Source organism: Halomonas alkalisoli (assembly GCF_021412585.1).
Classification (GTDB): domain Bacteria; phylum Pseudomonadota; class Gammaproteobacteria; order Pseudomonadales; family Halomonadaceae; genus Halomonas; species Halomonas alkalisoli.
Map to the genome: position 1 here is coordinate 112,510 of NZ_JAKCMI010000015.1, position 25,276 is coordinate 137,785.

Consider the following 25,276-nt stretch of genomic DNA (forward strand, 5'->3'; position numbering starts at 1 on the left):
ACTCTTTCCGAGCGATAGCCTGGACATGACATGACCGACGCGACCCGCGATTTTCTCATTGCCCCCTCCATACTCTCCGCCGACTTCGCCCGCCTGGGCGAAGAAGTGGACAACGTGCTGGCCTCCGGGGCCGACATCGTCCATTTCGACGTCATGGACAACCACTACGTACCCAACCTGACCATCGGGCCCATGGTCTGCGAGGCGCTGCGCAAGCATGGCGTGACGGCCCCCATCGACGCTCACCTGATGGTCAAGCCGGTGGATCGGCTGATCGGCGACTTCATCGATGCCGGCGCCACCTACATCACCTTCCACCCGGAGGCCTCGGACCATATCGACCGCTCGCTGCAGCTGATTCGCGATGGCGGCTGCAAGGCGGGGCTGGTGTTCAACCCGGCGACGCCGCTCTCCTTCCTCGACCACGTGATGGACAAGGTCGACATGATCCTGCTGATGAGCGTCAATCCCGGCTTCGGCGGCCAGGCCTTCCTGCCGGGCACCCTGGACAAGCTGCGCGCGGCGCGCCAACGCATCGACGCCTCGGGGCGGGCGATTCGCCTCGAGATCGACGGTGGGGTCAAGGTCGACAACATTGCCGAGATCGCTGCGGCCGGTGCCGACACCTTCGTGGCCGGCTCCGCGATCTTCAAGGCCGCCAACGCTGCCGACCCGCATCGCTACGACAGCGTGCTCCGCGACTTCCGCGAGCAGCTGGCCGGAGTCGCTCCCCGGTGAACGGAGGTGCCCAGGCCCCGCTGTGGTACCTCTACATGCTCGAGACACCTCAAGGCGCGCTCTATACCGGGATCACCACCGACGTCGCCCGGCGCATGGCTCAACATGAGGCGGGGCGGGGTGCCAAGGCCCTGCGCGGGCGTGGGCCGCTTACGCTGGTGCATCAGGAGCCGGTGGGCAGCCACGGAGATGCGCTGCGGCTCGAGGCGGAGGTCAAGCGGCTCTCGGCGGTGGGCAAGCGCAGCTGGATCAAGAACCGGCAGGTCAGCGAGGAAGCGCCATGCACCCCATTCTGAAAGATATCCGGCTGATCAGCTTCGATCTGGATGGCACCCTGATCGATTCGGTGCCTGACCTGGCGGCGGCAGTGGATGCCAGCCTGGGCGAGCTCGGCTTGCCAGTGGCAGGCGAGGCGCGGGTGCGCGACTGGGTCGGCAACGGCTCGTGGACGCTTGTCGAGCGGGCGCTGACCTTTGCTCAGGGGCACTTGCCCGGCGAGGAGGCCCTGGCCCGTTCCCATGAGGCCTTCCTCAGATGCTACGGCCGCGATCCCGGCTCGCGTACTCGGCTCTACCCCGGGGTGCGCGAAACGCTGGACGCCCTGCAGGCAGGCGACTGGATCCTGACGCTGGTCACCAACAAGCCCTACGCCTTTATCGAGCCGATCCTGGCGCAGTTCGGCCTCGAGCGGCATTTTGCGCTCTGCCTTGGCGGCGACAGCCTGCCGCAGAAGAAGCCCGATCCGGCCCCGCTGCTTCACGTGGCCGCTCACTTCGACCTGTCGCCATCGACCTGCCTGATGGTAGGTGACTCTCGCCATGACATCGCTGCCGGTCGCGCGGCCGGTTTTCGCACCCTGGCGGTTCCCTATGGCTACAATCATGGCGAACCGGTGCAGGACAGCCGTCCCGACGGCCTGGTTGTTTCACTGGCAGAACTCGTTTAGCCAATTATCACCATCAAGGACCCGGGCATGATGACTCCCGAACGTTTCCGTGACCTGGCCGAGGCCGGCTACAACCGCATTCCGGTCACCCGCGAGGTGCTGGCGGATCTCGACACGCCGCTCTCCACCTATTTGAAGCTCGCCGACGAGCCCTGGACCTTCCTGCTGGAGTCGGTGCAGGGCGGTGAGAAGTGGGGCCGCTACTCCATTATCGGGCTGCCTTGTCAGGAGCGAATCGAGGTTCACGGATTTACCGTCAGCCATATCATCAACGGTGAGCAGCAGGGCATGACCGAGGTGGAGGATCCGCTCGACTGGATCGAGCAGTTTCATGCCGGCTTCAAGGTGCCTCGGCTGGATGATCAGCCCCGCTTCGATGGTGGCCTGGTGGGCTACTTCGGCTACGACACCATCCGCTATATCGAACCGCGGCTGCGTGGGCCCCATGTGGCTGCCAAGGCCGATCCGCTGGGCGTCCCTGACATCCTGCTGATGGTCTGCGATGACCTGGTGGTGTTCGACAATCTCTCGGGCCGGCTGACACTCTGGACCCATGCCGACCCTGCCCACCCGGACGCCTATGAGGCGGCGGTGGACCGGCTGCAGCGGCTCGAGGTGCGGCTGCGCAGTGCCACGCTCAACACCATCAGCCCCGGCACCGGCCGCAGCGCGGTGGAGGAGGGGCACTTCACCTCCGGCTTCACCGAGGCGGGCTTCAAGGCCGCCGTGGAGACGATCAAGGAGTACGTGCTGGCCGGCGACGTCATGCAGTGCGTGCCTTCCCAGCGCATGTCGATTCCCTACCAGGCCTCGCCGCTGGACCTCTATCGCGCCCTGCGAAGCCTCAACCCCTCGCCCTACATGTTCTTTTTCAACCTCGACGACCACCACGTGGTGGGCTCCTCGCCGGAGATCCTCACCCGCCTGGAGGATGGCGAAGTGACGGTACGTCCGATTGCCGGCACCCGGGTTCGGGGCAAGACCGAGGAGGAGGACAGGGCGCTGGAGGCCGACCTGCTGGGCGATCCCAAGGAGATCGCCGAGCATCTGATGTTGATCGACCTGGGGCGCAACGACGTGGGGCGCATCAGCGAGACCGGCTCGGTGGTGGTGACCGACCAGATGGCCGTGGAGCGCTACTCCCACGTAATGCACATCGTCTCCAATGTCACCGGAAAGCTGCGGCCGGGGCTCTCCGCCATGGATGTGCTGCGTGCCACCTTCCCGGCGGGCACGCTTTCCGGTGCGCCCAAGATTCGCGCCATGGAGATCATCGACGAGCTGGAACCGGTGAAGCGCGGCATCTACTCCGGGGCGGTGGGCTATCTCTCCTGGCACGGCAACATGGACACTGCCATCGCCATCCGCACGGCGGTGATCAAGGACGGGATGCTGCACGTGCAGGCCGGGGCCGGCATCGTCGCCGACTCGGTGCCCGAGATGGAGTGGCAGGAAACCCTCAACAAGGGGCGGGCGATCTTCCGCGCCGTGGCCATGGCCGAGAAGGGGCTGGATAATCTCTAGGAGCCTGTCGGACTTAACGCTGATCTACTGCGAGATCCGGTCTTTCGGCCAATTTCATTCGATCTGATTCGTTAAATAGCGGGCTATTCGCCTCATCAGATCGATAAACTTGTCTCGAAATCCAAATCTCTCGTGACGATCGGTCAAACCCGACAGGCTCCTAGAACCTGACGGGACGCAGGTGCCGACCACGCGCACCTGAGCCGACGGCGGCCCCTGGGGCCGCCGCTCTCAGCGACCCGGGCTCATGCGTCCTCGGCCTGCTTCTCCTCGGTCTTCTCTTCGCTTCTCTCTTCTGACGTGTCTTCGTCGTCTTCGTCCGCTGGCTCCTCCTCTCCGAGCAGAGCTGCGCGGATCAGCGAGGCGTTGTGACGCATCAGCGAGACGTAGTTGGCGGCGTCTCCGTCCGGCTCACTCAGTGAGTCGACGTAGAGCGGGCCGGCCACGGCAAGGCCGGTGTCGGAGGCGATACTGCTGACATAGCGGTCGGAAATGGTGCTTTCCCAGAACAGGGCGGCCGGCTGCACTTCGTTGATCAGGTCGATGATTCGCATCACCTGCTGGGGTGAGCCTTCGGTCTCGGCATTGGTACCCCAGATGCCGTCATGACGGAACTCATAGGCATCGGCAAAATACACGAAGGCGGCCTCGCTGGTGATCAGCAGACGCTCCCCTTCGGGAATGTCGGCGAGGGTTGCCCTGATCTCCTTGTGCAGCGACGCGAGGGTTTCGCGCGCCTTGTCTGCGCGGGAATGGAAGTTGTCGGCGGCCTCCGGATGCAGGTCGGCCAGTGTTTCTGCAATGACCTGAACATAGGCCGCGGCCGCACGGGGGTCCATCCACAGGTGAGGGTCCGGTTCGCCACTGTATTCGCCGGTGACGATGGGCAGGGTGGGATACTCCGACGCTTCCGCCAGCGGTATCAGCGGGGCCTCGTTGCCCATGGTGGCATGCACCTGGCGCATCCACTGCTCCAGCTCATAGCCGTTGTAGAACACGATGTCGGCGTCTTCCAGGGCGATGAAATTATTGGGGGTCAGTTCCCATTCGTGGACTTCGGCCCCTGGCGGGGTGAGCGTCTCCAGGCGAATGTCATCGCCACCGACCTGGGCCACGAGATCGCCGAGAATCGAAAAGGTGGCTACCACCTTGGGTGATGCTGCTGCCTGAGTGGTGCCGGCCATGGCAGCCAGGGGCAGAGCCAGCCAGAGCAGAGCATGGCGGGATGGGCGCATCGTCAATCTCCTTTTTGCGGTAGCGCGTCGGCACGATGATAGAGGCTGTCGTCTGGCCTGGCTAGCCGTGCCACGTTACGGGAAGTAGGTTCACGTCGATGAAGGCAAGACCAACCGGCGGATTGACAGCCAGCCCGGCACAACGGCACTATTGTGGTATGACATCACCAGATCACATGCATTCGAGCCGGACGTGGTGGCGCTCCTGAAGCGGGGCGGCATTCCTGTGTCTTGAATGACCATGCCGCCGTCGGGGCGGCATTTTTGTGCCTGGTGACCCTGCACGGCTGGCATGACCGACGCGCTCGATCTGGGTAACCCCTGCCTGGCCGCTGGCCAGCTGCAACAGAACAGGACTTTATACAGCCATGTCCGTGCTGATGATCGACAACTATGACAGCTTCACCTTCAATGTGGTGCAATATCTGGGTGAACTGGGGGCCAACGTGGTCACCCATCGCAACGATACCATCACCCTGGAAGAGATCGAGGCGCTGGCACCGAGCCATCTGGTCATTTCCCCCGGACCCTGTACGCCCAACGAGGCAGGCATCTCCATGGCGGCGATTCGCCACTTCGCCGGTCGCCTGCCGATTCTCGGTATCTGCCTGGGCCATCAGGCGATCGGCCAGGTCTATGGCGGCGAGGTCGTGCGGGCACCCCAGGTGATGCACGGCAAGACCTCCCGGATCCGTCACCATGGCCAGGGTGTCTTCGAAGGGCTGGAGGATCCGCTGGAGGTGACCCGCTATCACTCCCTCGTGGTGGCGGCCGACAGCCTGCCCGAGTGTATCGAGGTAACCGCCTGGACCGACGAGGACGACGTGACGCCGGGTTTGATCATGGGGCTGCGTCATCGTGAACTGGATATCGAAGGGGTCCAGTTCCACCCGGAGTCGATCCTGACACGCCAGGGGCATGAGTTGCTGGCCAATTTCCTGAAGCGTCGCTGATTCGCGCCCGACAGAGACAAAGGAGTTCCTGCCATGCAGATGCGAGAGGCCATTGCCGCAGTGATGCGTCGCGATAACCTGAGCTTCGATGAGACCCACGCGGTGATGCAGCAGATCATGACCGGCGAGGCCACCGATGCCCAGATAGGCGGCCTGCTGGTTGGCCTGGCCATGAAGGGCGAGACCGCCGAGGAGATCAGCGCGGCGGCCCAGGTCATGCGCGAGCTCATGAAGCGGGTCAGCGTCTCGGCCGAGAACGTGGTCGATATCGTCGGTACCGGCGGGGACGGTGCCAACCTGTTCAACGTCTCGACCGCCGCCAGCTTCGTGGCCGCCGCCGGTGGCGCCCATGTGGCCAAGCATGGCAACCGCAGCGTCTCCTCCTCCTCCGGCAGCGCCGACCTCTTCGACGTGGCGGGTATCCACCTGGACCTGAAGCCGGACCAGGTAGGGCGCTGTATCGAGCAGGTGGGTGTCGGTTTCATGTTTGCCCCCAACCATCACCCGGCCATGCGCTTTGCCGTCGGGCCGCGTCGGGAAATGGGCGTGCGCACCCTGTTCAACATCCTCGGGCCCCTCACCAACCCTGCCGGCGCCCCCAATCAGCTGCTGGGCGTCTACTCGCCGGAGCTGGTTCCGCTGATGGCCGAAGTGCTGCAGTATCTCGGCAGTCGCCATGTCATGGTGGTGCACGCCGAGGATGGGCTGGACGAAATCTCGCTGGCCGCACCGACCCAGGTGGCCGAGCTGAAGGACGGCGCGATTCGCCGCTACACGATCACTCCCGAGGAACTGGGTATCGAGCGTCACGACATGGCGTCGCTCAAGGTGGTCAGCGCCGAAGACAGCCTGCGCCTGGTGCGCGAGGCCCTGGTGGGTGAGGGGCTGGCGGCGGACATCGTCGCACTCAATGCCGGCGCTGCGCTCTACTGCGCGGATATTGCCGACACGCTGAAAGAGGGCGTGATGATGGCCCAGGATGCCCAGGCCTCCAAGTTGCCCCTGGAAAAAATGAAGGAACTGGCCGATTTCACCCGGGTGCTGATTCCCTGATTACCTGGCTAAACTTCCTGACCGAAAATTCCTGGCCGCCCCAGGTAGCTTTTCAGGCGGGCAGCGCCACCAGGCTGAGAAGGCGGCCCTCGTGCAGACAGACTTCGCCCGCGACTTCGCGGCCGGCCGGCCAGCCGAGCCCCAGGTCACTGAGCAGGCGCAGACGCACCGTGCCGATGCCGTGCCAGGCCACCAGCTCGGCAGCCTGAAAATGGAACATCTGGCCTACCACCGGATAGAGCGCCTTGAACAGGCTCTCCTTGAGGGAAAAGGCCGCGGTTACCATCAGGCCGATCTCTGGCTCAGGCAACCGCTCGAGGCGAGCGGTTTCCAAGGGCGTGAGCACTCTTCTGGCCAGGCGAAGCGCCTGGGCGGCATCCAGCAGCCGCTCGGCGTCCAGGCCGAGCCCCAGGTAGGCCTGCCTGGGGGCAACCAGCGCGGCGGCCCAGCCATCGTTATGGGTAATGGCGCCCACGCAGTCACCGGGCCAGCAGGGGGAGCGGTCATCGTTCATGCCTGGCGTCGCGTCCCTGCCGTCCAGCAGCCATAGGCCGCGCCTTGCACACAGGCGTCCGGCGATGAACTCGGCACGTCGCTTGGCGACGGCGCTGTGCAGGCGTTGGGGCAGGGCAATGCCCTGATAGCCGGAGAGGGAGGCATCGTGGTCGTCTGTCAGCTCGCCGAACAGCGTAGCGTCGAAGCGCGTCGCGACCAGGCGGGCGCCCGTCAGCGGCAAGGCCCAGGGCCAGACGCTGGTGAATGGCTCATGAAATGTCGGCGTGGTTTCCATTGGTGAATTCTGGCACGTGCCCGCCTGCTGCTGCCAGCCTTCCCATGACGGTGCCTGGGCGCCGGGAGTGGGGGTGGAGAGGGTGCCGGGAGTGCGCGCAGGCAGCCAACTTGGGCAGTCGCTCTTTCAATGTCGCGCGGGTGATAGGTAAGATGGTTCGCTTACCGGCTTTATCCGCGGCCAGTGCCGCCCGTACCGAGACATCATCATGAGCCCGACGCAGGACGCACCTCCTACCATTCTGACCCGCATCCTGGCCCGCAAGGATGAGGAAGTCGCCGAGCGGCAGCGCGCCGTACCGGAGACAGAGCTATTGGCGCTGGCCGAGCGACAGGAGTCGCCTCGCGGCTTCATTGCAGCGCTGAAGCGGAGCATCGATGAGGGCGACCCGGCGGTGATCGCCGAGATCAAGAAGGCCTCGCCCTCACGGGGTGTCATGCGCGAAGATTTCCAGCCCGGCGAGATCGCCAGGAGCTATGCCGCCGGTGGCGCCTCCTGCCTCTCGGTACTGACCGATGCCGACTTCTTCCAGGGCCATGAAGACTTCCTGATCGAAGCCCGTGAGGCCTGCGACCTGCCAGTGATTCGCAAGGACTTCATCACCCACGGCTACCAGGTCAGCGAGGCGCGTGCCATCGGTGCCGACTGCATCCTGCTGATCGCCGCCGCCCTGGATGACGCCCGCATGGCCGATCTATACCAGCAGGCGGTGCTGCTGGGCATGGATGTGCTGGTGGAAGTGCACGACGTCCATGAGCTCGAGCGCGCGCTGAAGCTGGGAATCGACCTGGTGGGCATCAATAATCGCAACCTGCACACCTTCGAGACTCGCCTGGAAACCACGCTGGACATGCTGGCGCATATCCCGGCGGGCATCACCGTAGTGACCGAGTCCGGCATCAATACTCGCAGTGACATGCTTCGCATGCGCGAACACGACGTGAATGGCTTCCTCGTCGGCGAGGCCTTCATGCGCGAGGAAGACCCCGGCGAAGCGCTGCGGCGACTCTTCTTCTAAGCCACTTTTATTCCCACGAAAGAGGGCAGCCACCGCGGCTGCCCTTTTGGTTGGTGAGCTATCACTCACTCCCCGATCCCCCAATAACGCCACTTCCGCCATGCCCCCAATAGCGTTGATGAGCCAATGCTCGACAATTTTGCGGGCATCTCTCCCTGCGGATAATATGAAAGCCAGGCTGCTGAGATAGCGCAAAGGACGAAAGGGACGCCCACTGGAAAGTCGTGTGCCGATTTCCCTGGCGGTAGCGTGCCCCCACGTATGACACCCGCGACGACGGCAAGGCCGAAAGGATGATTGAAATGGCAAAGGCTGCACACACGCGAATTCTATATAGGCTGCCGAGTTATACTTAGTGTCGATTTTTCCAAGGGGTTATCCTGTGTCGTGCGTGCGGTATAACAAGGAATGAATGAGCAAGCTCGGGTATTTAATAATAGAGCGTTCAGTCTAATACCTGTTATGCACCAAGGAGATCGTTTTGAATAAGATTACGGTTGCTGACAAATTCGCGCTATTTGACGATGAATGGACTCCGAAAGTCATCGCGGAATCCAATGGCCAATTGGTGAAGCTGGCGAAAGGCCGTGGCGAACTCGTTTGGCACTCTCACGAGAACGAGGATGAGTTGTTTCTAGTATTCAAAGGCCAGCTTACGATCAAGCTGCAAGACCGAGATATCGTACTTGGTCCTGGAGAAATGTTCGTCGTTCCGAAAGGCGTAGAACATTGTCCCTTTGCGGAACCAGATACGCATTTCATGATGATTGAACCCGCCAGTACACAACATACGGGATCACACCAAGCGGAAGTCACTGTTGCCGTCGATGAGCAAGAGTGGATTTGATGCATAACCAGTCGCTGCAGCCGACGGCTCCGCCGCGGCTGAGCTGGCACGTTAGCGCCGGGGTGATCCCATGACGGTGCGAGTGGAAAGAGCTGAGAAAGGGGACATGTCGCGGTTCGCTAGTATGGAGCGAGAGGCTGGTACGCGCGAATTCATTGTGCCCTATGAACCAGAGCTCCATCAGGAGCGATTTGTCGATCCCGACATTGTATATCTTCGAATAGTGAATGATCGAGAACTGGCTGGCTTCTTCATATTGGCCATTGACCCAGATGGCCATAGTGTCGAATTTAGGAGAGTCGTAGTCAAATCAAAGGGGCGCGGGGTCGGTCAGAGTGCCATTCCGGCGATGGAGGATTACTGCGCTAGCCAGCTCCGACGAACTCGAATATGGCTAGACGTCTTCGCGCATAATGCACGGGGGCGCCATATCTATGAGAAGCTCGGTTATAGACGGTACAGTGAGCGTGATCTTGAAGGCAAGCTGTTGTTGCTTTATGAGAAGCAGCTCTAGCAATCGCAAACAGTTCTTTCTATGGCACGGTCCTAGCTGCGCTCGGCCGCTGTGCAAGGCGTTACGAAGTAAGGAATGAACGATGTTGAAGCCTGTAATACAGGAAGAGCCTACAGGGTGCGGTATTGCGTCTGTTGCCAACATTCTGGGAAAGACCTATTCGGAAATGAAGGACACAGCAAACGCTATGGGTATCCATGCTGAAGATAAATCGCTTTGGTCTGATACCCAGTATGTGAGGAGGATGTTGTCTCATGCCGGGGCCGAGACGTCTGCCGATGAGATTCCTTTTGAATCATGGAGTACGCTGCCCGACTCGGCATTACTGTCTATCAAGCATCATCAGGAAGAGGGCAGAAACTTCTGGCACTGGGTTGTTTTCAAGCGTGTAGGTGGTCAGGCTTTTGTCCTGGATTCAGCAAGTTATCTTCCATCCAATATTCGAACGGACTTCAATGAAATGCAGCCCAAGTGGTTCATCGAGGTCAAGAATGCATAATCAGCCCACCACATTCGCTCCCTACGGTTGCCGGACGCTCGTTCCTCGCCGTTTATGGCGGAAATTATACGTCACCACAGAGGAGTAGCGGATGAGGACCACGAATCAATCGATTGCCCGATGCGCTTGTGGAGGCGTTGAACTCGAAGTGCTCGGCTCACCGATTTTGGGCGCGGCTTGTTATTGCGACGATTGCCAGGAAGGCGCACGTCAGATTGAAGCTCTGCCGCATGCATGCCCGGTTATGGGGCCGGATGGCGGGACGGAGTATCTGCTCTACCGGAAGGACCGCATGAGATGCTCAAAAGGAGGCGATCTCATGCGTGACAACAAGATAACGACTGATTCTCCTACGAGAAGGGTCGTCGCGACATGCTGTAATTCAGCCATGTTTCTCGATTTTCAGAAGGGGCACTGGTTCTCGGTGTACCGAGCAAGATTCGGTGGCAATGCCCCACCGTTGCAGATGCGTATCCAAACCAAGTTCAAGCCCGAGAACTGCGACATTCCGAACGACATGCCCAGCTATGCGACATATCCATTCAAGTTCGTAGCGAAGCTCATGGCTTCCAGAGTTGCAATGCTGGTCGGCCGATGAAACGTAGGAATCTAGGAAGCGCATTTGTCCTTCCCCGCCATGTATCGTACCGAACGAGGAGAATCGACTCCGCGCTGCGGGGCGAGCCGGCCTGGCGAGCATTCAGGCTGCTAGCGTTGAGTGAATCGCCGGCGCGCGCAGTCGTGTGACCGAAGTTAGGTGATAACCTGACCTTGCCGGTTCGATAACGGTCACAACGGAGGCGCCATGAGCCAGATCTTGAGCATGCAAACATGCGCAGGCGATGCCCGCAGCGCCGTTCGCGAGTTCTACCAGGGTGTCATTCGGCCCGATACCGAGCTGGTGATGTTCTTCTGTTCCAGCCACTACGACTTGGCGGCGCTGGCCGACGAGATGAGAGGCCTGTTCGGTGACATACCGGTAGTGGGCTGCACTACGGCGGGTGAAATCGGCCCCCTGGGTTATCGGGACCACACGCTCAGTGGCGTCAGCTTCCCGGCCGGCAGCTGTACGGCGGTGACGGGGCGGCTGGATTCCCTGCAGCAGTTCAGTATCGGCCGCGGACAGGCATTCAGCCAGTCGCTCCTGCAGCGTCTTGAGGCGCGAACGACAAGGCCGAGCGGGGGCAACAGCTTCGGTTTCCTCCTCATCGACGGCCTGTCCGTGCGCGAAGAGCAGGTGGCACGAACGCTTCAGACGGCGCTGGGCGATATCGTGCTGGTGGGTGGTTCGGCGGGGGATGACCTGCGCTTCGGCCGAACCTGGGTCTACCATGACGGTGCCTTCCACCGCGACAGTGCCATACTGCTTCTGCTGAAGACGGACTTTGCGTTCCGCCTGTTCAAGACCCAGCACTTCCTTTCGTTGGAAGAGCGCCTTGTCGTCACCCGGGCCGATGCGGAACAACGGATCGTCCATGAGATCAACGGCATGCCTGCCGCCCAGGCCTATGCCGAGCTGATCGGCGTCACGATGGAGACGCTCGAACCCGGGCATTTTGCCGCCGCACCGGTGGTGGTGCTGATCGACGGCACCGATTACGTGCGCTCGATTCAGAAGGCCGAGCCGGACGGCAGCCTTACCTTCTACAGCGCCATCGACGAGGGGCTGGTCCTGCGGGTGGCCCAGGGAATGGACCTGGTCTCGGACCTGGAGGCGACGATGGCGCAGCTGTGCGAGGAGCTCGGTCCACCGCAGCTGGTGCTCGCCTGCGACTGCATCCTGCGCAATCTGGAGGTCACTCAGAAGGAGAGCAAGACGGCAGTGGAGGCGGTTTTCAAGCGCCACCGTGCGGTTGGCTTCAGCACCTATGGTGAACAGTATGGCGGAGTTCACATGAACCAGACGCTGACCGGTATCGCCATCGGCAGTTCTCTTCGCAGCGCAACGAGCGCACCGTCGAACTGCCTGAGTTCGTCCCACACTCTCCGGCAGCAGGTCTCGCGAGCCGCCGGGCCCCAGTCGGTGCCGCTGCGGCAGATCGAGGTCGAACGGCTGCACATAATGGTGCAGGCGCTGATGGACCGTGCCGAGCGCAACACCAGCGTGCGGGGCTCGGACTTCAGCCTGTTCCAGACCGCGGTGATGCTGGAGGATCAGGTCAGAGCGAGAACCAGGGAATTGGAGGTGGCACTGAGTGAGAACGAGCAGATCAATCGGGCCCTTCAGCTGGCTCAGGAGGGCATGGCGAGAGAGATACACGAGCGGCGGGAGGCCCTCGAGGCCCTTGAACGGGAGAAGGAGGAGCAACAGGTTCTCATCCGCAAGCTCGAGGAGGCGCATAACCAGTTGCTGCAATCGGAGAAACTCGCTTCCATCGGCCAGCTCGCCGCAGGTATCGCTCATGAAATCAACAACCCCATCGGCTTCGTCAATTCCAACCTCAACACGCTGCGCCAGTACATCGATGATCTGCTGCGCTTGATCGATGCCTACGAGACGCTGGAGCCGACGTTGACGGACGAGGTCGCAGGGCAACTCGCAGCCCTCAAGACGGAACTCGATCTGGACTACCTGCGCGAGGACGTCGGTTCATTGCTCGCCGAGTCCATCGATGGTACCGCCCGGGTGCGCCGCATCGTTCAGGATCTGCGGGACTTTTCGCGCACCGGCGCCACCGACTGGCAGTTCGCCGACCTGCATCAGGGGCTCGAGAGCACTCTCAACGTGGCGGCCAACGAGATCAAGTACAAGGCCACGGTAGTGCGCGAGTATGGTCAACTGCCCGCGGTCGAGTGCGTGCCGGCACAGCTCAATCAGGTTTTCCTCAACCTGCTGGTCAACGCGGCACAGGCGATTCAGGAGCGCGGTACGATTACCGTTCGAACCGGCTGCGAGGACGATCAGGTCTGGCTCGCCTTTGTTGACGATGGCAGGGGAATCCCGGCCGAGCTGCAGTCGCGGATCTTCGATCCCTTCTTTACCACCAAGCCGGTAGGAGAGGGGACCGGTCTCGGCCTGTCGCTGTCCTATGGCATCGTGCAAAAGCACGGCGGTCGCATCGAGGTCGATAGCCGACCCGGAGCGGGTACGACCTTTACCATCCGGCTGCCAGCTAGGCGTACCTCAGCCGAAAGCGCCTCAGCGGTTGCACAGCCACAATAATCCGCCGATGAGCAGGCTCAGCCGGACCATGGTGGTAATCGGGAAGTCGACGAGTCGTACTTGCGGCGAATGCTGTTCTCGCTTGTAACTGGACGCTGGCCGCCCTTCCGCATTGGGTAGCATCCTGGAGCTTTTGATGACAACAAGCATGGGGTTAATCGTGATAGTTACCCTTTTAGTTGCCAGCGGGGTGATTCTTTTGCGAGGCTCCAGGCAAAAGGGGTTGGGCATACGGCAAAGAATAATTTTTTCGACCTTGGCTGGGGTTGTGGTTTTATTTGTTGCATGGTTGGCTGTCATGGTTTTTGTGGTTGGTCCATCAATGCGTGCGATGTAACATGGCCGTTATTTAGCAATAAATCAGCGATATTGGATTTTATCTTCCCAAGCTTCTCCAATCAGATACCGGAGCAGACGCGCTAAGGCGCACAGCTCAGTTCCACGTTAAACCATGCGCCGGTCCACGCATCGAGGAAAGCTCATGTTTGATCACGTCAAGTTCGGAGTCAGCGACTATGCTGCCAGCAAGGCGTTCTTCCTTGCGGCGCTCGACCCGATCGGTGTGGCTGTCGTTGATGAAGGCCCGCCGACGTATGGTATCGAGATTTGCGATGACAGTAAGGCGTCATTGTGTCTATACCAAACCGAGGAGAAGCCAGCGCATCTTCAATTGGCGTTTGCCGCCAGAAGTCGTCAGCAGGTCGACGACTTCTATCGCGCGGCTCTGAGCGCAGGTGGAAAAGACAATGGTGCACTGGGTCTGCGTCCCCGCTATCACGCCAGCTATTACGCCGCTTTCGTTCTCTGTCCGGACGGGCATAACATCGAGGTGGTTTGTCACGAACCTGAGGCCTAGCCCGCAGCATTGATGATGCGCGATTCATCCACGCTACGGGTTGGGCCATGGCTGGAGCGAGAGGGGGGAGAGGAAGGCGATGTAACTTTAAACGGCTTAGTCTTTGCCGGGGTGATGGCTCAACGCGAGGTAATGCTAACGGCCGCTTGTAGCCAGGCGCCGGCCTCACATTTCAGGCGCTTTGCCTCAATGCTGCCGCTCACGCGCGCACTCGCAAGCAAGATCGCTTGATCCGTGGCCACCAGCCGACCTGCGACACTGCCAGCGACACAAATGGCACGAGCCTGGATATGTCGAGATACGCCGCCCGACTCGGTGATGGTGACAGGATGCTCCATGGCCGTGACGTCGCCTTGGATGGTGCCACGGATGACCAGGGCTTCCTGAGCGTCTACATTGCCTTCGATGCGCAGGGTCGAGCCGATCAGGCTTCCGCCAGGCGCGGGCAAGCTTTGGATGAACGCCTCAGCCGGGAGTGCTGGTTGACTTGCCTGGGTCGGCTCTGTGATCTGGATCTGCAGTTGGGCGGCTCTTGAGGGCGAGGCCAAGAGATGCTGCGTCTTGCTCCTGGCGGGCACCTGGGCTGCGACGGCACGCTTGATGCGCCGCTTGCCGTCCAGCATGATGAGGATGAGCGCCACAACGCTCATGATGAACAATACGTCCCCGCCCCCCATAGTAGCCCCTTGATCGATGTGGGATGCCCGTCGCCAGTATAGGTGTGTCTCTAGAGACGGAGATAACACGACTAGGAGGCCTTTTCACTGGCTACTCTTGCCTTTGATCTCCAGCCGACGGGGCAATATTCCTGGTATCGTATTTTTTCTTACGCTGCCCGGAGCCTTTCCCCTATGTTCAGCAAGCACAAGTCCGCCAGTGTTCCTGCCGACCATACGGAGCCGCCTCCCGCTTTGCCACAAAGTGCCACCAGCGCGGACGAGCCACTCGGCCGTGTTGGACGATCCGCCACCATCGGTGCGCATACCCGCATTGAAGGAAACGTCATCGGTGAGGAGGAGCTGATTATCGATGGTCAGGTGGTCGGCACCGTGGCGTTCAAGCGCAACACGGTCAGCATCGGTAGCGCCGGCCGTGTGGAAGGGGATATCTACGCACAGACGCTGCACGTGGCAGGGAGCGTTGAAGGCCGCCTGATCGCCTCACACAAGATCACCGTCCATCATACCGCGCACATCGTCGGTACCATCATCACGCCCTGTCTGGTACTGGAGGATGGGGCGGTCTTCCGGGGCAACATCGATATGGACGCCGAGAACGACGTCCTGCTCTCCGCATTTGAAGGCAGCGATCAAAAAACCGCACCTCACACCAAGACCCAGGGTAGCGAGCCGGCTGATTCCAATGACGCCGATGCCGCCCAGCGCGCGGATGGAGGCGTACACTTCGAAGAAAGCCCCTGAGCGTTTGGGATCATTACAGCTAGCACCATCGACAACGGGCAGCCAAGGCTGCCCGTTTTGGTAAGTGAGCCGTCACTTACGCCTCAAGGCGTCCCCGCTATAACGCCTGAGCAGTGTTGATAAGCTGCACCTTATTCCCTTTGCGGATAGGGCTAAGCCCGCCTAGCATTAGGTCTTAAGGCCGCTGAGACGTTTCGCCAAAATAATCCTGTATGCAAGGGACTACCGCATAACATCAGATGCAGTGGCCTTGGCGGTAGCGTGCCTGAGATGTCTTGTCCTTTGTGGCGACGCCAAAAGGGTGACTGAACCCGGCAAAAGCAGCAAGCACGCGAATTCTGCATATATGGCCGAGCCGCACTTCATTTACACTAAAATCAAAAGGTTAGGATGGAGTGCGTGTGCGTCATAATAAGGGGGAATGTGCGAGAGCGTTCAAGTTATTAAACGAGCTCGCGGTCTAATACCTGTTAACTGTGAATACATGATTTCAACCCGTGACGCGACAAGCTCCGACGTCGAAGCAATGATCCGGCTGGACACGATTGGGCTCAACGATGGTGAACGACAGGAACATATCCGGTCGTGGGTGGCCGCTGGGAATGCGGTAGTAGCCGAAGCCAATGGAGCCGTAGTGGGTTACGCAGTTATTGAATACACATTCTTTGGCCAGGGATTTATCACGATGTTGCAGGTCGCTGAAGCGCATCGCCGCCAAGGTGTCGCAAGGCAGCTGCTGACGTACTTGGAAAGCGCGTGCCGAACTGACAAGTTGTTCACCTCCACCAATAATTCCAACGAGCCAATGCAAAAACTTATGGATGCTGTTGGGTATTCGCCAAGTGGAACAGTCTACAACTTGGATGAGGGAGACCCGGAGCTGTTCTATTTCAAGCGAATCGCGAATGACAGATAACAAGGCCAAGCACTGCGACAGTTTTTCCGTTGCGGCTTCGCCTCCACTACAAAGCTGCGCGTGTTGGCGGCGTTAGCCAAACGAAGATCACTCTATGAGCAATATTCTGAAATACCAAAAAAAGCATGAGCTTGAGTTGTTAGCCCTCTTGGGAGAGGAACCCGATTGGAGCGCGTTTTTGAGCGACGATTCAATTGGTACGTTCAAGGAAGCATTGCTTGAAGGTGAAACTTTTCTATGCGAGAGTCGGGGTAATATCTGCGGATATCTCCGAGCCTTGGTCGATGGCTTTGGAATCTATATTAGTGAATTGTATGTCGCCCCACAGTACCGAGGAAACGGTTTTGGAGCAGAGCTTCTAGGTAAAATTAAGCAGGAACATCCGAATCAGGATGTTTATGTGTTGTCAGATGAAGACCTCTATTATGAAAAACTCGGATATAAGCGAATTGGCTCAGTTTTTCAGCTATGAATTGGTTAACAACCGTATGTTTTCGGACTTGAACTTCGCTCGCCCGACGGCGTTCCGCTTGCGATTTATGTGAGGCGTTGGGCGGCAGAAAATGAATAGAGGTGACCATGTTCAGAGGCATTAATGTTGTCTCCATATCAGTGTCCGACCTTGATGAGGCGCGGCGGTTCTACCGCGATCTGCTCGGGCTTGGTGATCCGATCTATGATCTGCCCGATGCGGGTTGGATCGAGTTCGGCACTGGGGCGTCGTCCGGAAATATTGCCGTGATAAAAGCAGAGGATGACTGGCAGCCAAGCACAGGAACGACAGTTGTTCTGGACGTAGCCGACTGTCACGCCTCGTGGGCCGAACTGAAGAGCCGCGGAATTAGGTGTGATGACCCCGAGACATTTCCAGGATACGTGACCTTCTGCAGCTTCTACGACCCTTTCGGAAATCGACTGCAGATGTGTAGTCCGGCTCCAGATTCTCGGAATCAGGCGCTGTGATATCGATCGCCTAACAAGTCGCTGCTGAATGTGAATTACCAAGCAGAATTTGCTAATTGATCTTAGATTCATCCAGAAGTTGCCTGCCACGGCCGCTCAAGGCGTTGCAGGGGGAAGGTCAGCTCGACTCGAAGGCCGGTGGGGTGTGAACTGCATCCCTGCCGGCCTTTCTATTTCATCTCTGTTTTACCAACCCATTTATCAACTCATTTACCAACTCAGCTGGCGCAGATGGGCCAGCAGCCCCTGTAGCGGGTGGAGTAAGCCGGTGTCCGAGAGGCGCTTCGCCTGGCTGCGACAGGAATAGCCGGTAGCCAGCAGCCTGCCGGGGTTGGCCTCGCCTTCCACCACTGGCTGCCACGACTGGGCGTAGATGGTCGCCGAGGTCTCGCGGTTGCGCGCCTCGTGGCCGTAGGTGCCGGACATGCCGCAGCAACCGGTGGCGACGAGTTCCAGCTCGAAGCCGAAGGCGGCGAACACCTGCTGCCACGCCTTGGGGCTGCCCGGGGCGTTGGTCTTCTCGGTGCAGTGGGAGAGCAGGCGGTAGCCGGGATCGGCTAGGCCCTCCAACTGCTGGCTCAGCCCCGGCGGGACCAGGCGCTGGCCCAGGGTCACCAGCCACTCCTGCAGCATCAGCACCTCGGGCACGCTGTCGGGCGTGAGCGCCTTCACGTACTCCTGGCGGTAGGTCAGGGTCATGGCCGGGTCGATGCCCACCAGCGGCACGCCGAATTCGGCCAGGGTGCGCAGGCGCCGTGCCTGTTTCTCGGCGGTGCGCTCGAAGGCGCCGAGGAAGCCCTGCACCTGTAGCGGCTTGCCGTTGGGCGAGTAGGGCGCCACGAACACCCGGATGTCGAGGCGTGAGAGCAGCTCGACGATATCCATTACCACCTCGGCCTCGAAGAAGCTGGTAAAGGCGTCCTGCACGATGACCACGCTGCGGGCCTTCTGCGCTTCGGTCAGCAGCCCCAGCGACGTGGGCGTGGCCTCGGCCACCCCCCAGGCCCTGAGCAGCTTGGCCAGTCGCGCGCGGGAGAGCTGCGGGCTGTCGACCATGCCGATGGGGCCGGCCAGCAGCCGGTCGACCAGGCGGTTGTTCAGTGCGGCGTTATAGAGCGGTGCCGCCGTGGCCAGCGCCGGCACGAAGAACTCCAGGCCGCCGATCAGATAGTCACGCAGGGGGCGCAGGTAGCGGCCGTGGTAGGCCTCGAGGAAGAGCGAGCGCGATTCGGGCACGTTGACCTTCACCGGGCACTGGCCGGCGCAGGACTTGCACGCCAGGCACCCGGCCATGGCGTCGTAGACCTCATGGGAAAAGTCGGCCTCGTCACGGCGCTTGACGGTGTTGCGGATCCGGACCGGCAGGCGCTTGAGGAACCCGAGGGCGCCTTCGGCACGCTGCTGTCGTGTCTGTTCCACCAGGTCGATGCCGGCGTTGCCCTGCAGGCGCAGCCACTCGCGGATCAGGCTGGCGCGTCCCTTGGGTGAGTGCACCCGGTCGCGGGTGGCCTTCCACGACGGGCACATGGCGTCGTCGGGGTCGTAGTTGTAGCAGGCGCCGTTGCCGTTGCAGTACACCGTGGCGGCATGGGACTGCCACACCCTCTCGTCGATCTGGCGGTCGAGCTGGCCGCGGGTGGGCACGCCATCGATGGTCAACAGGCCCGGGTCGACCAGATTGACCGGCTGCGCCTCGACCGCTTCGGGCGAGGGATCAAGCGCCTCCCCAGCGGGCTCGGCCGGGGTATCAAGCGCCTTTCCCGCGGGTTCGGGCGGGATAAACATAGGCGTGGCGATCTTGCCGGGATTGAGCTGATTGTGCGGGTCGAAGGCGGCCTTGACCCGCTGCAGGCTGGGGTAGAGCTCGCCGAAGAACTTCGGTGCGTACTCCGAGCGCACGCCCTTGCCGTGCTCGCCCCACAGTAGCCCGCCATACTTGTGGGTCAGCTCGGCAACCTCGTCGGAAATGTCACGAATCAGCCGTTCCTGGGTGGGGTCCTTCATGTCGATGGCCGGGCGCACGTGCAGCACGCCGGCATCCACGTGACCGAACATGCCATAGTCCAGGCCGCGGGCATCGAGCAGGGCGCGAAACTCGGCGATATAGTCCGCCAGCTGCTCCGGCGGTACCGCGGTATCCTCGACGAAGGGGATCGGGCGCTTCTCGCCCTTTTCATCGACCCTGGCATTGCCCAGCAGGCCCACGGCGCGCTTGCGCATGCCGTAGACGCGCTGGATGGCGCCACGCCCATCGGCCAGGGTGTAGCCCAGGCGGGGCACGCTTGCGTCCGTCTCCAGGTGGCGGCAGAAGGCGGTGACTCGCTGGGCCAGGCGGCCGGGGTCGTCGTCGTTGAACTCCACCAGGTTGATGCCGCGGATGGCTGCGGCCTGCTGCGTTGCGGTGGCGGTGTCGCCGTCCTCGGCGCTATCCGCGCTGGGAAAGAACTCGGCCACGCTGTCCCAGACGAAGTCCTCCATGGCCAGCATCAGCACCTTGTCGTCCACCGTCTCGATGGAAGTCGGGCGGGCGTCGCTCTCCTGTGGCTGATTCTGTGAAGAGCCCATGAGGGCCTTGGCGTCGCGCAGGGCGTCCATGAAACCGGCGTAGCGCACGTTGACCAAGGTCGAGTGCTTCGGAATCGGCAGTACGTTGAGCACCGCCTCGTTGAGGAAACCCAGCGAGCCTTCCGAGCCGCACAGCAGGCTGTTCATGTCGAGGCGACCTTCCGCATCTCTCAAGTGTGCGAGGTCATAGCCCGTCAGGCAGCGGTTGAGCGGCGGGAACTTGGCGGCGATCAGCTCGCCCTGGTCGTCGATGATCTCCCGGGCGGTACGGTAGGCCGTACCGATGATGTCGTCCCGGGCGCACAGCGTCTCCAGTTCGGCTTCCTCGGCCGGGCGACTGACCAGGCGCTTGCCGCCGAGCAGTACGGTGTCGAGCTCGAGCACGTGGTCGCGGGTCTTGCCGTATTCGCAGCTGCCCTGGCCGCTGGCGTCGGTGGAGATCATGCCGCCGATGGTGGCGCGGTTGGAGGTGGAGAGGTCCGGGGCGAAGAACAGCCCATGGGGCTTGAGCGCGGCGTTGAGCTGGTCCTTGACCACCCCGGCCTGGACCCGCACGCGGCGATTGGCGACGTCGATATCCAGGATGCGGTTCATGTGCCGCGAGACATCCACCACCAGGCCGTCGGTGAGCGACTGGCCGTTGGTGCCGGTGCCGCCGCCCCGGGGCGTCAGCACGACCTGGCGGTGCTCGCTGCGCGCGGCCAGGCGGGCGATGCGCTCGAGATCCTCGGCGTGGCGCGGGTACAGCACCGCCTGGGGCAGGCGCTGGTAGATCGAGTTGTCGGTGGCCAGCACCGTGCGGTTGGCGTAGTCCGGCGCAATCTCTCCCGCGAAGCCATTGGCCTTCAGGATGTCGAGAAAGCGAAGATAGGGCGCGGCGAGGCCGGCAAGGGTGCTCGATTGAGCGGTGTCCAGTCGTGCGATCATGGTGTCGTATTCAGTCGTTGTCGCTGTCGTGGCATGGCCGGACAGGCAGAAGGGATGCCGCTACTTTACCCCGAGAGGGCGGTGGAGCGCATCCCGGCCCACGGCTGTCACATGGCACTTGGCCACCCTTTTGCCTACAATGGGCGCCCCGATTTCACCCAATGCGACGGACTGGATTCCATGCTCGATCCCAAACTGCTGCGCAGCGACCTCGAGATGGTCGCACAACGACTGGCCAAGCGTGGCTTCACGCTCGACACCGCGCGACTCGAGGCGCTGGAGTCCCGGCGCCGTGAGATCCAGACCGAGACCGAGACCCTGCAGAACGAGCGCAATACTCGCTCCAAGTCGATCGGCCAGGCCAAGGCCCAGGGCGAGGACATCCAGCCGCTGCTGGCCGAGGTCAGCGACCTGGGCGACCGGCTCGATGCGGCCAAGGTTCGGCTTGCCGAGGTGCAGGCGGAATGGGACGAGCTGATCAGCGGCCTGCCCAATCTGCCCCACGAGAGCGTGCCGGAAGGTGAGAGCGAAGAGGAAAACGTCGAACTGCATCGCTGGGGCACGCCCAAGACCTTCGACTTCACGGTGCGGGATCACGTGGACCTTGGCGGCCTCCTGGGCAACCTCGACTTCGAGCTGGCGACCAAGCTGACCGGCGCCCGCTTCGCGGTGATGCGCGGCCCCATCGCCCGCCTGCATCGCGCCCTGACCCAGTTCATGCTCGACAAGCAGACCCTGGAGCACGGCTACGAGGAGTGCTACGTCCCCTTCATGGTCAACGAGGCGTCGCTGTACGGCACCGGCCAGCTGCCCAAGTTCGGCGAGGATCTCTTCCGGCTGGACGACGAGCGGGGCTATCACCTGATCCCCACCGCGGAAGTACCGCTGACCAACTTTGCCCGCGACGAGATCCTGCCTCACAAGGCGCTGCCGGTGAAGCTCACCGCCCATACGCCATGCTTCCGCAGCGAGGCGGGCTCCCATGGCCGCGACACCCGGGGCATGATTCGCCAGCACCAGTTCGACAAGGTCGAGATGGTGCAGATGGTCGAGCCCGAGCAGAGCTATGCGGCGCTGGAGGAGATGCGCGGCCATGCCGAAGCGATCCTGCAGGCACTCGAGCTGCCCTACCGGGTGGTGACCCTGTGCACCGGGGACATGGGCTTCGGTGCGGCCAAGACCTATGACCTGGAAGTGTGGCTGCCCAGCCAGGAGACCTATCGCGAGATCTCCTCGGTCTCCAACTGCGAGGACTTCCAGGCGCGTCGCATGCAGGCGCGCTTCCGCCACCCCGAACAGAAGAAGCCGCAGCTGCTGCATACCCTCAACGGTTCCGGCCTGGCGGTGGGGCGCTGCCTGATCGCGGTGATGGAGAACCACCAGAACGCTGACGGCTCGATCACTGTGCCCGAGGCGTTGCGGCCCTTCATGGGCGGCGTCGAGACCATCAACATCTAGGAGCCTGTCGGACTTAACGCTGATCTACTGACGATCGGTCAAATCCGACAGGCTCCTAAGACCGTTAGGTGCGAGCGATTGGCGGTACGCCTCAGCTGGAAAGCGAAACACCCCACCGATTGGCGTCGGTGGGGTGTTTTCGTTTGGGCTTACGACACAGGGTTTATGACTAGCGTTATGACCAGGGCTTATGACTCCGGTTCGATCGTCCAGCTGACGCTGACCCCGGCGTCGATGGTGACGGTACCGGGGCGATACTCCGCCTGGGGCGCACTTTCACGCATATCGGCACTCATGGCCATCATGCGCGGGGCGTAGATCGGCGACTGGGTCTCGCTCACCGTGATCACCGGCCCCAGCGTCACGCCCAGGGTGGAGGCCATCAGCTCGGCCTTGTGGCGTGCCTTCTCCAGCGCCATTACCAGCGCCTCATCCGTGGCGGCGTCGCGGTCGGCGAGGTCGTACATCACGCCGTCCAGGGCATTGACCCCGGCTTCGGTCAGCGCATCGAGGAGCAGGGGCAGGCGCTCCAGGTCGGCCACCTTCACCTGGAAGGGGCGTTCGAGGCGCGTCCGCACCAGGGTTTCACGCTCGCCCTCACTGGTTCGGGCGCCGGGGAGGTATTCGGGCTGGACGTTCAGCGAACCGGCACTGATCGCATCACGCTCGACGCCGGCCTCCTCCAGGGTACGAATCAGCACGGCGGCGCGCTCTTCGAGTCGGTCGCGTGCCTCTCGCAATGCGGCGGGATCAGAGGTGGATTCCTCATCCCGGGCAACAGCTGGGGTTCGCTCCCATAGCCTGGCATTGAGCGTGGCGCGGTCGGGCACCACGTCCAATTGCGCCTCGGCCTGGACATCGAGCCGCGAGCGAATGTCATCGGCTTGTGCAGCCATGGCGGTGAACGGAATAGTGGCGACCAGTGCACCTGCCAACAGGCAGGTGGAGAGAAGTGAACGGGGCATGAAGCCTCCTTGCTGCGGTGCGTGTCAGGGATGTGTGCCAGGGTGTTGGGTGACGCTGTTCGATTCGAGACGCAATGCTGAGTAAGGTTCCGTTACCGCCCGGTTTTTATCCAATGCCGGTTTGCATCGGATACCCGGCATTGGCGAGGGGTGAAGGGCTAGGGGTGAAGGGCTAGGGGGGGAAGTGGAAGGTGAAGGGGAATTTGTGTCGCCGCCCGACAGGCGCCATGATGAGTATCACACGCCAGACAGGGACAGGGCATGTTTCGCCACAACAGTGACGCGCATTACAGCTATCCTCTCAAGCTGACGCTGGCATTGGCCGCACTGGTGGTCATCATTGCCGGTATCCGGGCCGGGGCCAGCCTGATTGTGCCGTTGCTCTTGGCCCTGTTCATCGCGGTGATCTGCACCTCTCCGGTGAACTGGCTGCATCGGTGGGGAGTGAGTCTGCGCCTGGCGGTCCTGATCACGCTGCTGGTGATCGGTGGCTTCCTCTCCCTGGTCGGGCTGCTGGTGGTCAATTCATTCGGCACTTTCATTCAGGCGCTGCCCGGCATCGAGTCGCGACTCTACGAGCGCTATCTGGATCTTCTCGACAGCATGGCTTCGATGGGTCTGGCCATCGACCCCGACCTGTTGGCGGGGCTGGTGGAAGTCGAGGACGGCAGCGCGTGGCTGCCGACCCTGCTGGGTGGGCTGGGGAACCTGTTCGTGCAGAGTGTCCTGATAGCGCTGCTGGTGATCTTCATGTTGTACGAGACGCTCAATTTTCGTGCCAAGGTTTCCCTGGCGCTGGATGATCCGGCGCCTAGCCTGCAGCGTTTCGAGGAGTTCAGCCAGACGCTCAAGCGCTACCTGGCCGTCAAGACGGTCATCAGCCTGGTAACCGGTGTGCTGGCGTGGCTGGCCTGCGTGATAATGGGAGTGGACTTCCCGTTGCTATGGGGGGTCTTGGCATTTGCCCTCAACTACATCCCCAACATCGGCTCGGCTCTAGCCGCCTTCCCGCCCGTTCTGCTGCTGCTGGTGTCACAGCACGGTGGGGTGGCGGATGCCTTCATGCTGGCCCTGGCCTATCTGGTGATCAACTTCACACTCGGCAACCTGGTGGAGCCGCGAATGATGGGGCGGGCATTGGGGTTGTCAACCCTGGTGGCCTTCCTGTCGCTGGTGGTGTGGGGCTGGATGCTGGGGGTGGTGGGCATGCTGCTGTCGGTGGTGCTGACCATGACGTTGAAGATAGCCCTGGACAGCCACCCCCAGACGCGCTGGATCGCTTACCTGCTGGGGCCGGGCAAGGAGCCAGTTGTCGGCACGAGGGGCCTCAAGGGCGTGGATCAGAGCGTTTCCGAGCGCGATGAGATCACCTGACCGAAGTTATTTGTTTGAAGTTATTTGTTTGAAGCTATTTGCTCGAAGCTATCTGATCGACGTTATCTGCGCCGGACACGATTCGCCCCGGCCAGGGCCGGGGCGAAGGGGAACGGGTCTCCGCCTGGAGTCAGGCGTTCTGATCGATGAACTGTGCCAGCTGTGACTTGGACTGGGCACCGACCAGCGAGGCGACCTTGGAGCCCGACTTGAACAGCATCACGGTGGGAACGCCACGAACGCCCTGTTCGGCGGCGATTTCCGGAGCGTCATCGACATTGATGCTGACTACCTTGAGATTGCCGGAACGCTCCTCGGCAACCTCGTCGATCACCGGTGCCATGACCTTGCAGGGGCCGCACCAGGGGGCCCAGAACTTCAGCAGCACGGGTTGGTCTGCCTTCAGGACTTCCTGCTCGAAGTTGGCATTGGTGACATCGACGTTGTTGGCCATGTGATTCTCCAGTTACGTTGCGCTGCATCGAGCGGGTCGAAATGACACGCCAGGGGCGTGTCCGGTCGGCTGATGTTAGCGGTCGACCGGGTCGCTG

Annotated in this window: 25 protein-coding genes; 19 read left to right on the forward strand and 6 right to left on the reverse strand. The window is 61.6% G+C overall.

Going from position 1 to position 25,276, the window contains the following annotated elements; translation table 11 throughout:
- The first annotated feature begins 30 nt into the window (after positions 1-30).
- From rpe to trpE, 4 genes are read left to right on the forward strand one after another with little or no spacing between them, the layout of a single operon-like run.
- Positions 31-738 carry a ribulose-phosphate 3-epimerase gene (gene rpe / locus LY622_RS04460; RefSeq protein WP_234289778.1) on the forward strand — a complete coding sequence of 236 codons (708 nt, stop codon included), beginning with the start codon at positions 31-33 and terminating at the stop codon, positions 736-738.
- Positions 735-1,034: a GIY-YIG nuclease family protein gene (locus LY622_RS04465; RefSeq protein WP_369413760.1), complete on the forward strand. Its 300-nt coding sequence runs from the start codon at positions 735-737 to the stop codon at positions 1,032-1,034. Before rpe ends, LY622_RS04465 begins: the two co-directional genes overlap by 4 nt.
- Complete coding sequence (locus tag LY622_RS04470; protein WP_234289779.1) at positions 1,019-1,684, forward strand: phosphoglycolate phosphatase; 666 nt, start codon at positions 1,019-1,021, stop codon at positions 1,682-1,684. The genes LY622_RS04465 and LY622_RS04470 overlap by 16 nt, the downstream gene beginning before the upstream one ends.
- A 30-nt stretch (positions 1,685-1,714) precedes the next feature.
- Entirely contained in the window at positions 1,715-3,208 is a 1,494-nt protein-coding gene (trpE, locus tag LY622_RS04475) for an anthranilate synthase component I (protein WP_234289807.1), read from the forward strand.
- A gap of 245 nt (positions 3,209-3,453) precedes the next feature.
- On the opposite strand, the gene LY622_RS04480 is transcribed toward trpE, so the two are convergent.
- On the reverse strand, positions 3,454-4,443 hold the full coding sequence (locus LY622_RS04480) for a metal ABC transporter solute-binding protein, Zn/Mn family (RefSeq protein ID WP_234289780.1): 990 nt from the start codon (positions 4,441-4,443) through the stop codon (positions 3,454-3,456).
- Positions 4,444-4,811: 368 nt separating this feature from the next.
- Between LY622_RS04480 and LY622_RS04485 the strand changes: the two genes are divergently transcribed.
- Positions 4,812-5,396 (forward strand): anthranilate synthase component II, encoded by a 585-nt coding sequence (locus tag LY622_RS04485; protein WP_234289781.1) that lies wholly within the window; start codon positions 4,812-4,814, stop codon positions 5,394-5,396.
- 33 nt (positions 5,397-5,429) lie between these two features.
- Positions 5,430-6,449: an anthranilate phosphoribosyltransferase gene (gene trpD, locus LY622_RS04490; RefSeq protein WP_234279382.1), complete on the forward strand. Its 1,020-nt coding sequence runs from the start codon at positions 5,430-5,432 to the stop codon at positions 6,447-6,449.
- Between the two features lie 52 nt (positions 6,450-6,501).
- On the opposite strand, the gene LY622_RS04495 is transcribed toward trpD, so the two are convergent.
- Positions 6,502-7,239, reverse strand: coding sequence for a 4'-phosphopantetheinyl transferase family protein (locus LY622_RS04495; RefSeq protein ID WP_234289782.1), 738 nt, complete (start codon positions 7,237-7,239; stop codon positions 6,502-6,504).
- 208 nt (positions 7,240-7,447) lie between these two features.
- Here LY622_RS04495 and trpC point away from each other — a divergent pair, with 208 nt between their 5' ends.
- The 7 genes from trpC (at position 7,448) to LY622_RS04525 (ending at position 14,136) form a co-directional block, all read left to right on the forward strand.
- Positions 7,448-8,257, forward strand: a complete 810-nt coding sequence (gene trpC, locus LY622_RS04500) for an indole-3-glycerol phosphate synthase TrpC (RefSeq protein ID WP_234289783.1) — start codon at positions 7,448-7,450, stop codon at positions 8,255-8,257.
- A gap of 481 nt (positions 8,258-8,738) precedes the next feature.
- Entirely contained in the window at positions 8,739-9,104 is a 366-nt protein-coding gene (locus LY622_RS04505; protein ID WP_234289784.1) for a cupin domain-containing protein, read from the forward strand.
- A 124-nt stretch (positions 9,105-9,228) separates the two neighbouring features.
- Positions 9,229-9,618, forward strand: a complete 390-nt coding sequence (locus LY622_RS22630) for a GNAT family N-acetyltransferase (protein WP_369413771.1) — start codon at positions 9,229-9,231, stop codon at positions 9,616-9,618.
- A gap of 82 nt (positions 9,619-9,700) precedes the next feature.
- Positions 9,701-10,117: a hypothetical protein gene (locus LY622_RS04510; RefSeq protein ID WP_234289785.1), complete on the forward strand. Its 417-nt coding sequence runs from the start codon at positions 9,701-9,703 to the stop codon at positions 10,115-10,117.
- 91 nt (positions 10,118-10,208) lie between these two features.
- Positions 10,209-10,715: a GFA family protein gene (locus LY622_RS04515; RefSeq protein ID WP_234289786.1), complete on the forward strand. Its 507-nt coding sequence runs from the start codon at positions 10,209-10,211 to the stop codon at positions 10,713-10,715.
- Positions 10,716-10,922: 207 nt separating this feature from the next.
- The gene (gene nosP / locus LY622_RS04520; RefSeq protein WP_234289787.1) at positions 10,923-13,280 is read left to right on the forward strand and encodes a nitric oxide-sensing protein NosP; all 2,358 of its coding nucleotides are present in this window, start codon (positions 10,923-10,925) and stop codon (positions 13,278-13,280) included.
- Positions 13,281-13,761: 481 nt separating this feature from the next.
- Entirely contained in the window at positions 13,762-14,136 is a 375-nt protein-coding gene (locus LY622_RS04525; protein WP_234289788.1) for a VOC family protein, read from the forward strand.
- A gap of 119 nt (positions 14,137-14,255) precedes the next feature.
- On the opposite strand, the gene LY622_RS04530 is transcribed toward LY622_RS04525, so the two are convergent.
- Positions 14,256-14,786, reverse strand: a complete 531-nt coding sequence (locus LY622_RS04530; protein WP_234289808.1) for a bactofilin family protein — start codon at positions 14,784-14,786, stop codon at positions 14,256-14,258.
- A gap of 201 nt (positions 14,787-14,987) precedes the next feature.
- On the opposite strand from LY622_RS04530, the gene LY622_RS04535 reads away from it, so the two are divergent.
- From LY622_RS04535 to LY622_RS04550, 4 genes are all read left to right on the forward strand, one after another.
- Positions 14,988-15,557: a bactofilin family protein gene (locus LY622_RS04535; RefSeq protein ID WP_234289789.1), complete on the forward strand. Its 570-nt coding sequence runs from the start codon at positions 14,988-14,990 to the stop codon at positions 15,555-15,557.
- Positions 15,558-16,041: 484 nt separating this feature from the next.
- A complete protein-coding gene (locus LY622_RS04540; RefSeq protein WP_234289790.1) occupies positions 16,042-16,473 on the forward strand; it encodes a GNAT family N-acetyltransferase in 432 nt (143 codons plus the stop codon).
- A gap of 94 nt (positions 16,474-16,567) precedes the next feature.
- Positions 16,568-16,945, forward strand: coding sequence for a GNAT family N-acetyltransferase (locus LY622_RS04545; RefSeq protein ID WP_234289791.1), 378 nt, complete (start codon positions 16,568-16,570; stop codon positions 16,943-16,945).
- Between the two features lie 107 nt (positions 16,946-17,052).
- Positions 17,053-17,436 (forward strand): VOC family protein, encoded by a 384-nt coding sequence (locus LY622_RS04550; RefSeq protein ID WP_234289792.1) that lies wholly within the window; start codon positions 17,053-17,055, stop codon positions 17,434-17,436.
- A 210-nt stretch (positions 17,437-17,646) separates the two neighbouring features.
- Here the strand turns inward: LY622_RS04550 and LY622_RS04555 are convergent, their stop codons facing one another.
- Positions 17,647-20,928 (reverse strand): FAD-binding and (Fe-S)-binding domain-containing protein, encoded by a 3,282-nt coding sequence (locus LY622_RS04555; RefSeq protein ID WP_234289793.1) that lies wholly within the window; start codon positions 20,926-20,928, stop codon positions 17,647-17,649.
- A 180-nt stretch (positions 20,929-21,108) separates the two neighbouring features.
- Between LY622_RS04555 and serS the strand changes: the two genes are divergently transcribed.
- Positions 21,109-22,386 (forward strand): serine--tRNA ligase, encoded by a 1,278-nt coding sequence (gene serS / locus LY622_RS04560; protein ID WP_234289809.1) that lies wholly within the window; start codon positions 21,109-21,111, stop codon positions 22,384-22,386.
- A gap of 188 nt (positions 22,387-22,574) precedes the next feature.
- Here serS and LY622_RS04565 read toward each other — a convergent pair whose 3' ends face one another.
- Positions 22,575-23,351: an SIMPL domain-containing protein gene (locus LY622_RS04565; protein WP_234289794.1), complete on the reverse strand. Its 777-nt coding sequence runs from the start codon at positions 23,349-23,351 to the stop codon at positions 22,575-22,577.
- A gap of 261 nt (positions 23,352-23,612) precedes the next feature.
- On the opposite strand from LY622_RS04565, the gene LY622_RS04570 reads away from it, so the two are divergent.
- A complete protein-coding gene (locus tag LY622_RS04570) occupies positions 23,613-24,725 on the forward strand; it encodes an AI-2E family transporter (RefSeq protein ID WP_234289795.1) in 1,113 nt (370 codons plus the stop codon).
- 130 nt (positions 24,726-24,855) lie between these two features.
- Here the strand turns inward: LY622_RS04570 and trxA are convergent, their stop codons facing one another.
- Complete coding sequence (trxA, locus tag LY622_RS04575) at positions 24,856-25,179, reverse strand: thioredoxin (RefSeq protein WP_043515801.1); 324 nt, start codon at positions 25,177-25,179, stop codon at positions 24,856-24,858.
- Between the last annotated feature and the right edge of the window lie 97 nt (positions 25,180-25,276).

Bases quoted from the DNA above. Each gene is read 5' to 3' on its own strand.
- rpe (WP_234289778.1), top strand. From the start codon at position 31: ATGACCGACGCGACCCGCGATTTTCTCATTGCCCCCTCCATACTCTCC.
- LY622_RS04470 (WP_234289779.1), top strand. From the start codon at position 1,019: ATGCACCCCATTCTGAAAGATATCCGGCTGATCAGCTTCGATCTGGAT.
- trpE (WP_234289807.1), top strand. From the start codon at position 1,715: ATGACTCCCGAACGTTTCCGTGACCTGGCCGAGGCCGGCTACAACCGC.
- LY622_RS04480 (WP_234289780.1), bottom strand. From the start codon at position 4,443: ATGCGCCCATCCCGCCATGCTCTGCTCTGGCTGGCTCTGCCCCTGGCT.
- LY622_RS04485 (WP_234289781.1), top strand. From the start codon at position 4,812: ATGTCCGTGCTGATGATCGACAACTATGACAGCTTCACCTTCAATGTG.
- trpD (WP_234279382.1), top strand. From the start codon at position 5,430: ATGCAGATGCGAGAGGCCATTGCCGCAGTGATGCGTCGCGATAACCTG.
- LY622_RS04495 (WP_234289782.1), bottom strand. From the start codon at position 7,239: ATGGAAACCACGCCGACATTTCATGAGCCATTCACCAGCGTCTGGCCC.
- trpC (WP_234289783.1), top strand. From the start codon at position 7,448: ATGAGCCCGACGCAGGACGCACCTCCTACCATTCTGACCCGCATCCTG.
- LY622_RS22630 (WP_369413771.1), top strand. From the start codon at position 9,229: ATGGAGCGAGAGGCTGGTACGCGCGAATTCATTGTGCCCTATGAACCA.
- LY622_RS04510 (WP_234289785.1), top strand. From the start codon at position 9,701: ATGTTGAAGCCTGTAATACAGGAAGAGCCTACAGGGTGCGGTATTGCG.
- LY622_RS04515 (WP_234289786.1), top strand. From the start codon at position 10,209: ATGAGGACCACGAATCAATCGATTGCCCGATGCGCTTGTGGAGGCGTT.
- nosP (WP_234289787.1), top strand. From the start codon at position 10,923: ATGAGCCAGATCTTGAGCATGCAAACATGCGCAGGCGATGCCCGCAGC.
- LY622_RS04525 (WP_234289788.1), top strand. From the start codon at position 13,762: ATGTTTGATCACGTCAAGTTCGGAGTCAGCGACTATGCTGCCAGCAAG.
- LY622_RS04530 (WP_234289808.1), bottom strand. From the start codon at position 14,786: ATGAGCGTTGTGGCGCTCATCCTCATCATGCTGGACGGCAAGCGGCGC.
- LY622_RS04535 (WP_234289789.1), top strand. From the start codon at position 14,988: ATGTTCAGCAAGCACAAGTCCGCCAGTGTTCCTGCCGACCATACGGAG.
- LY622_RS04540 (WP_234289790.1), top strand. From the start codon at position 16,042: ATGATTTCAACCCGTGACGCGACAAGCTCCGACGTCGAAGCAATGATC.
- LY622_RS04545 (WP_234289791.1), top strand. From the start codon at position 16,568: ATGAGCAATATTCTGAAATACCAAAAAAAGCATGAGCTTGAGTTGTTA.
- LY622_RS04550 (WP_234289792.1), top strand. From the start codon at position 17,053: ATGTTCAGAGGCATTAATGTTGTCTCCATATCAGTGTCCGACCTTGAT.
- LY622_RS04555 (WP_234289793.1), bottom strand. From the start codon at position 20,928: ATGATCGCACGACTGGACACCGCTCAATCGAGCACCCTTGCCGGCCTC.
- serS (WP_234289809.1), top strand. From the start codon at position 21,109: ATGCTCGATCCCAAACTGCTGCGCAGCGACCTCGAGATGGTCGCACAA.
- LY622_RS04565 (WP_234289794.1), bottom strand. From the start codon at position 23,351: ATGCCCCGTTCACTTCTCTCCACCTGCCTGTTGGCAGGTGCACTGGTC.
- LY622_RS04570 (WP_234289795.1), top strand. From the start codon at position 23,613: ATGTTTCGCCACAACAGTGACGCGCATTACAGCTATCCTCTCAAGCTG.
- trxA (WP_043515801.1), bottom strand. From the start codon at position 25,179: ATGGCCAACAACGTCGATGTCACCAATGCCAACTTCGAGCAGGAAGTC.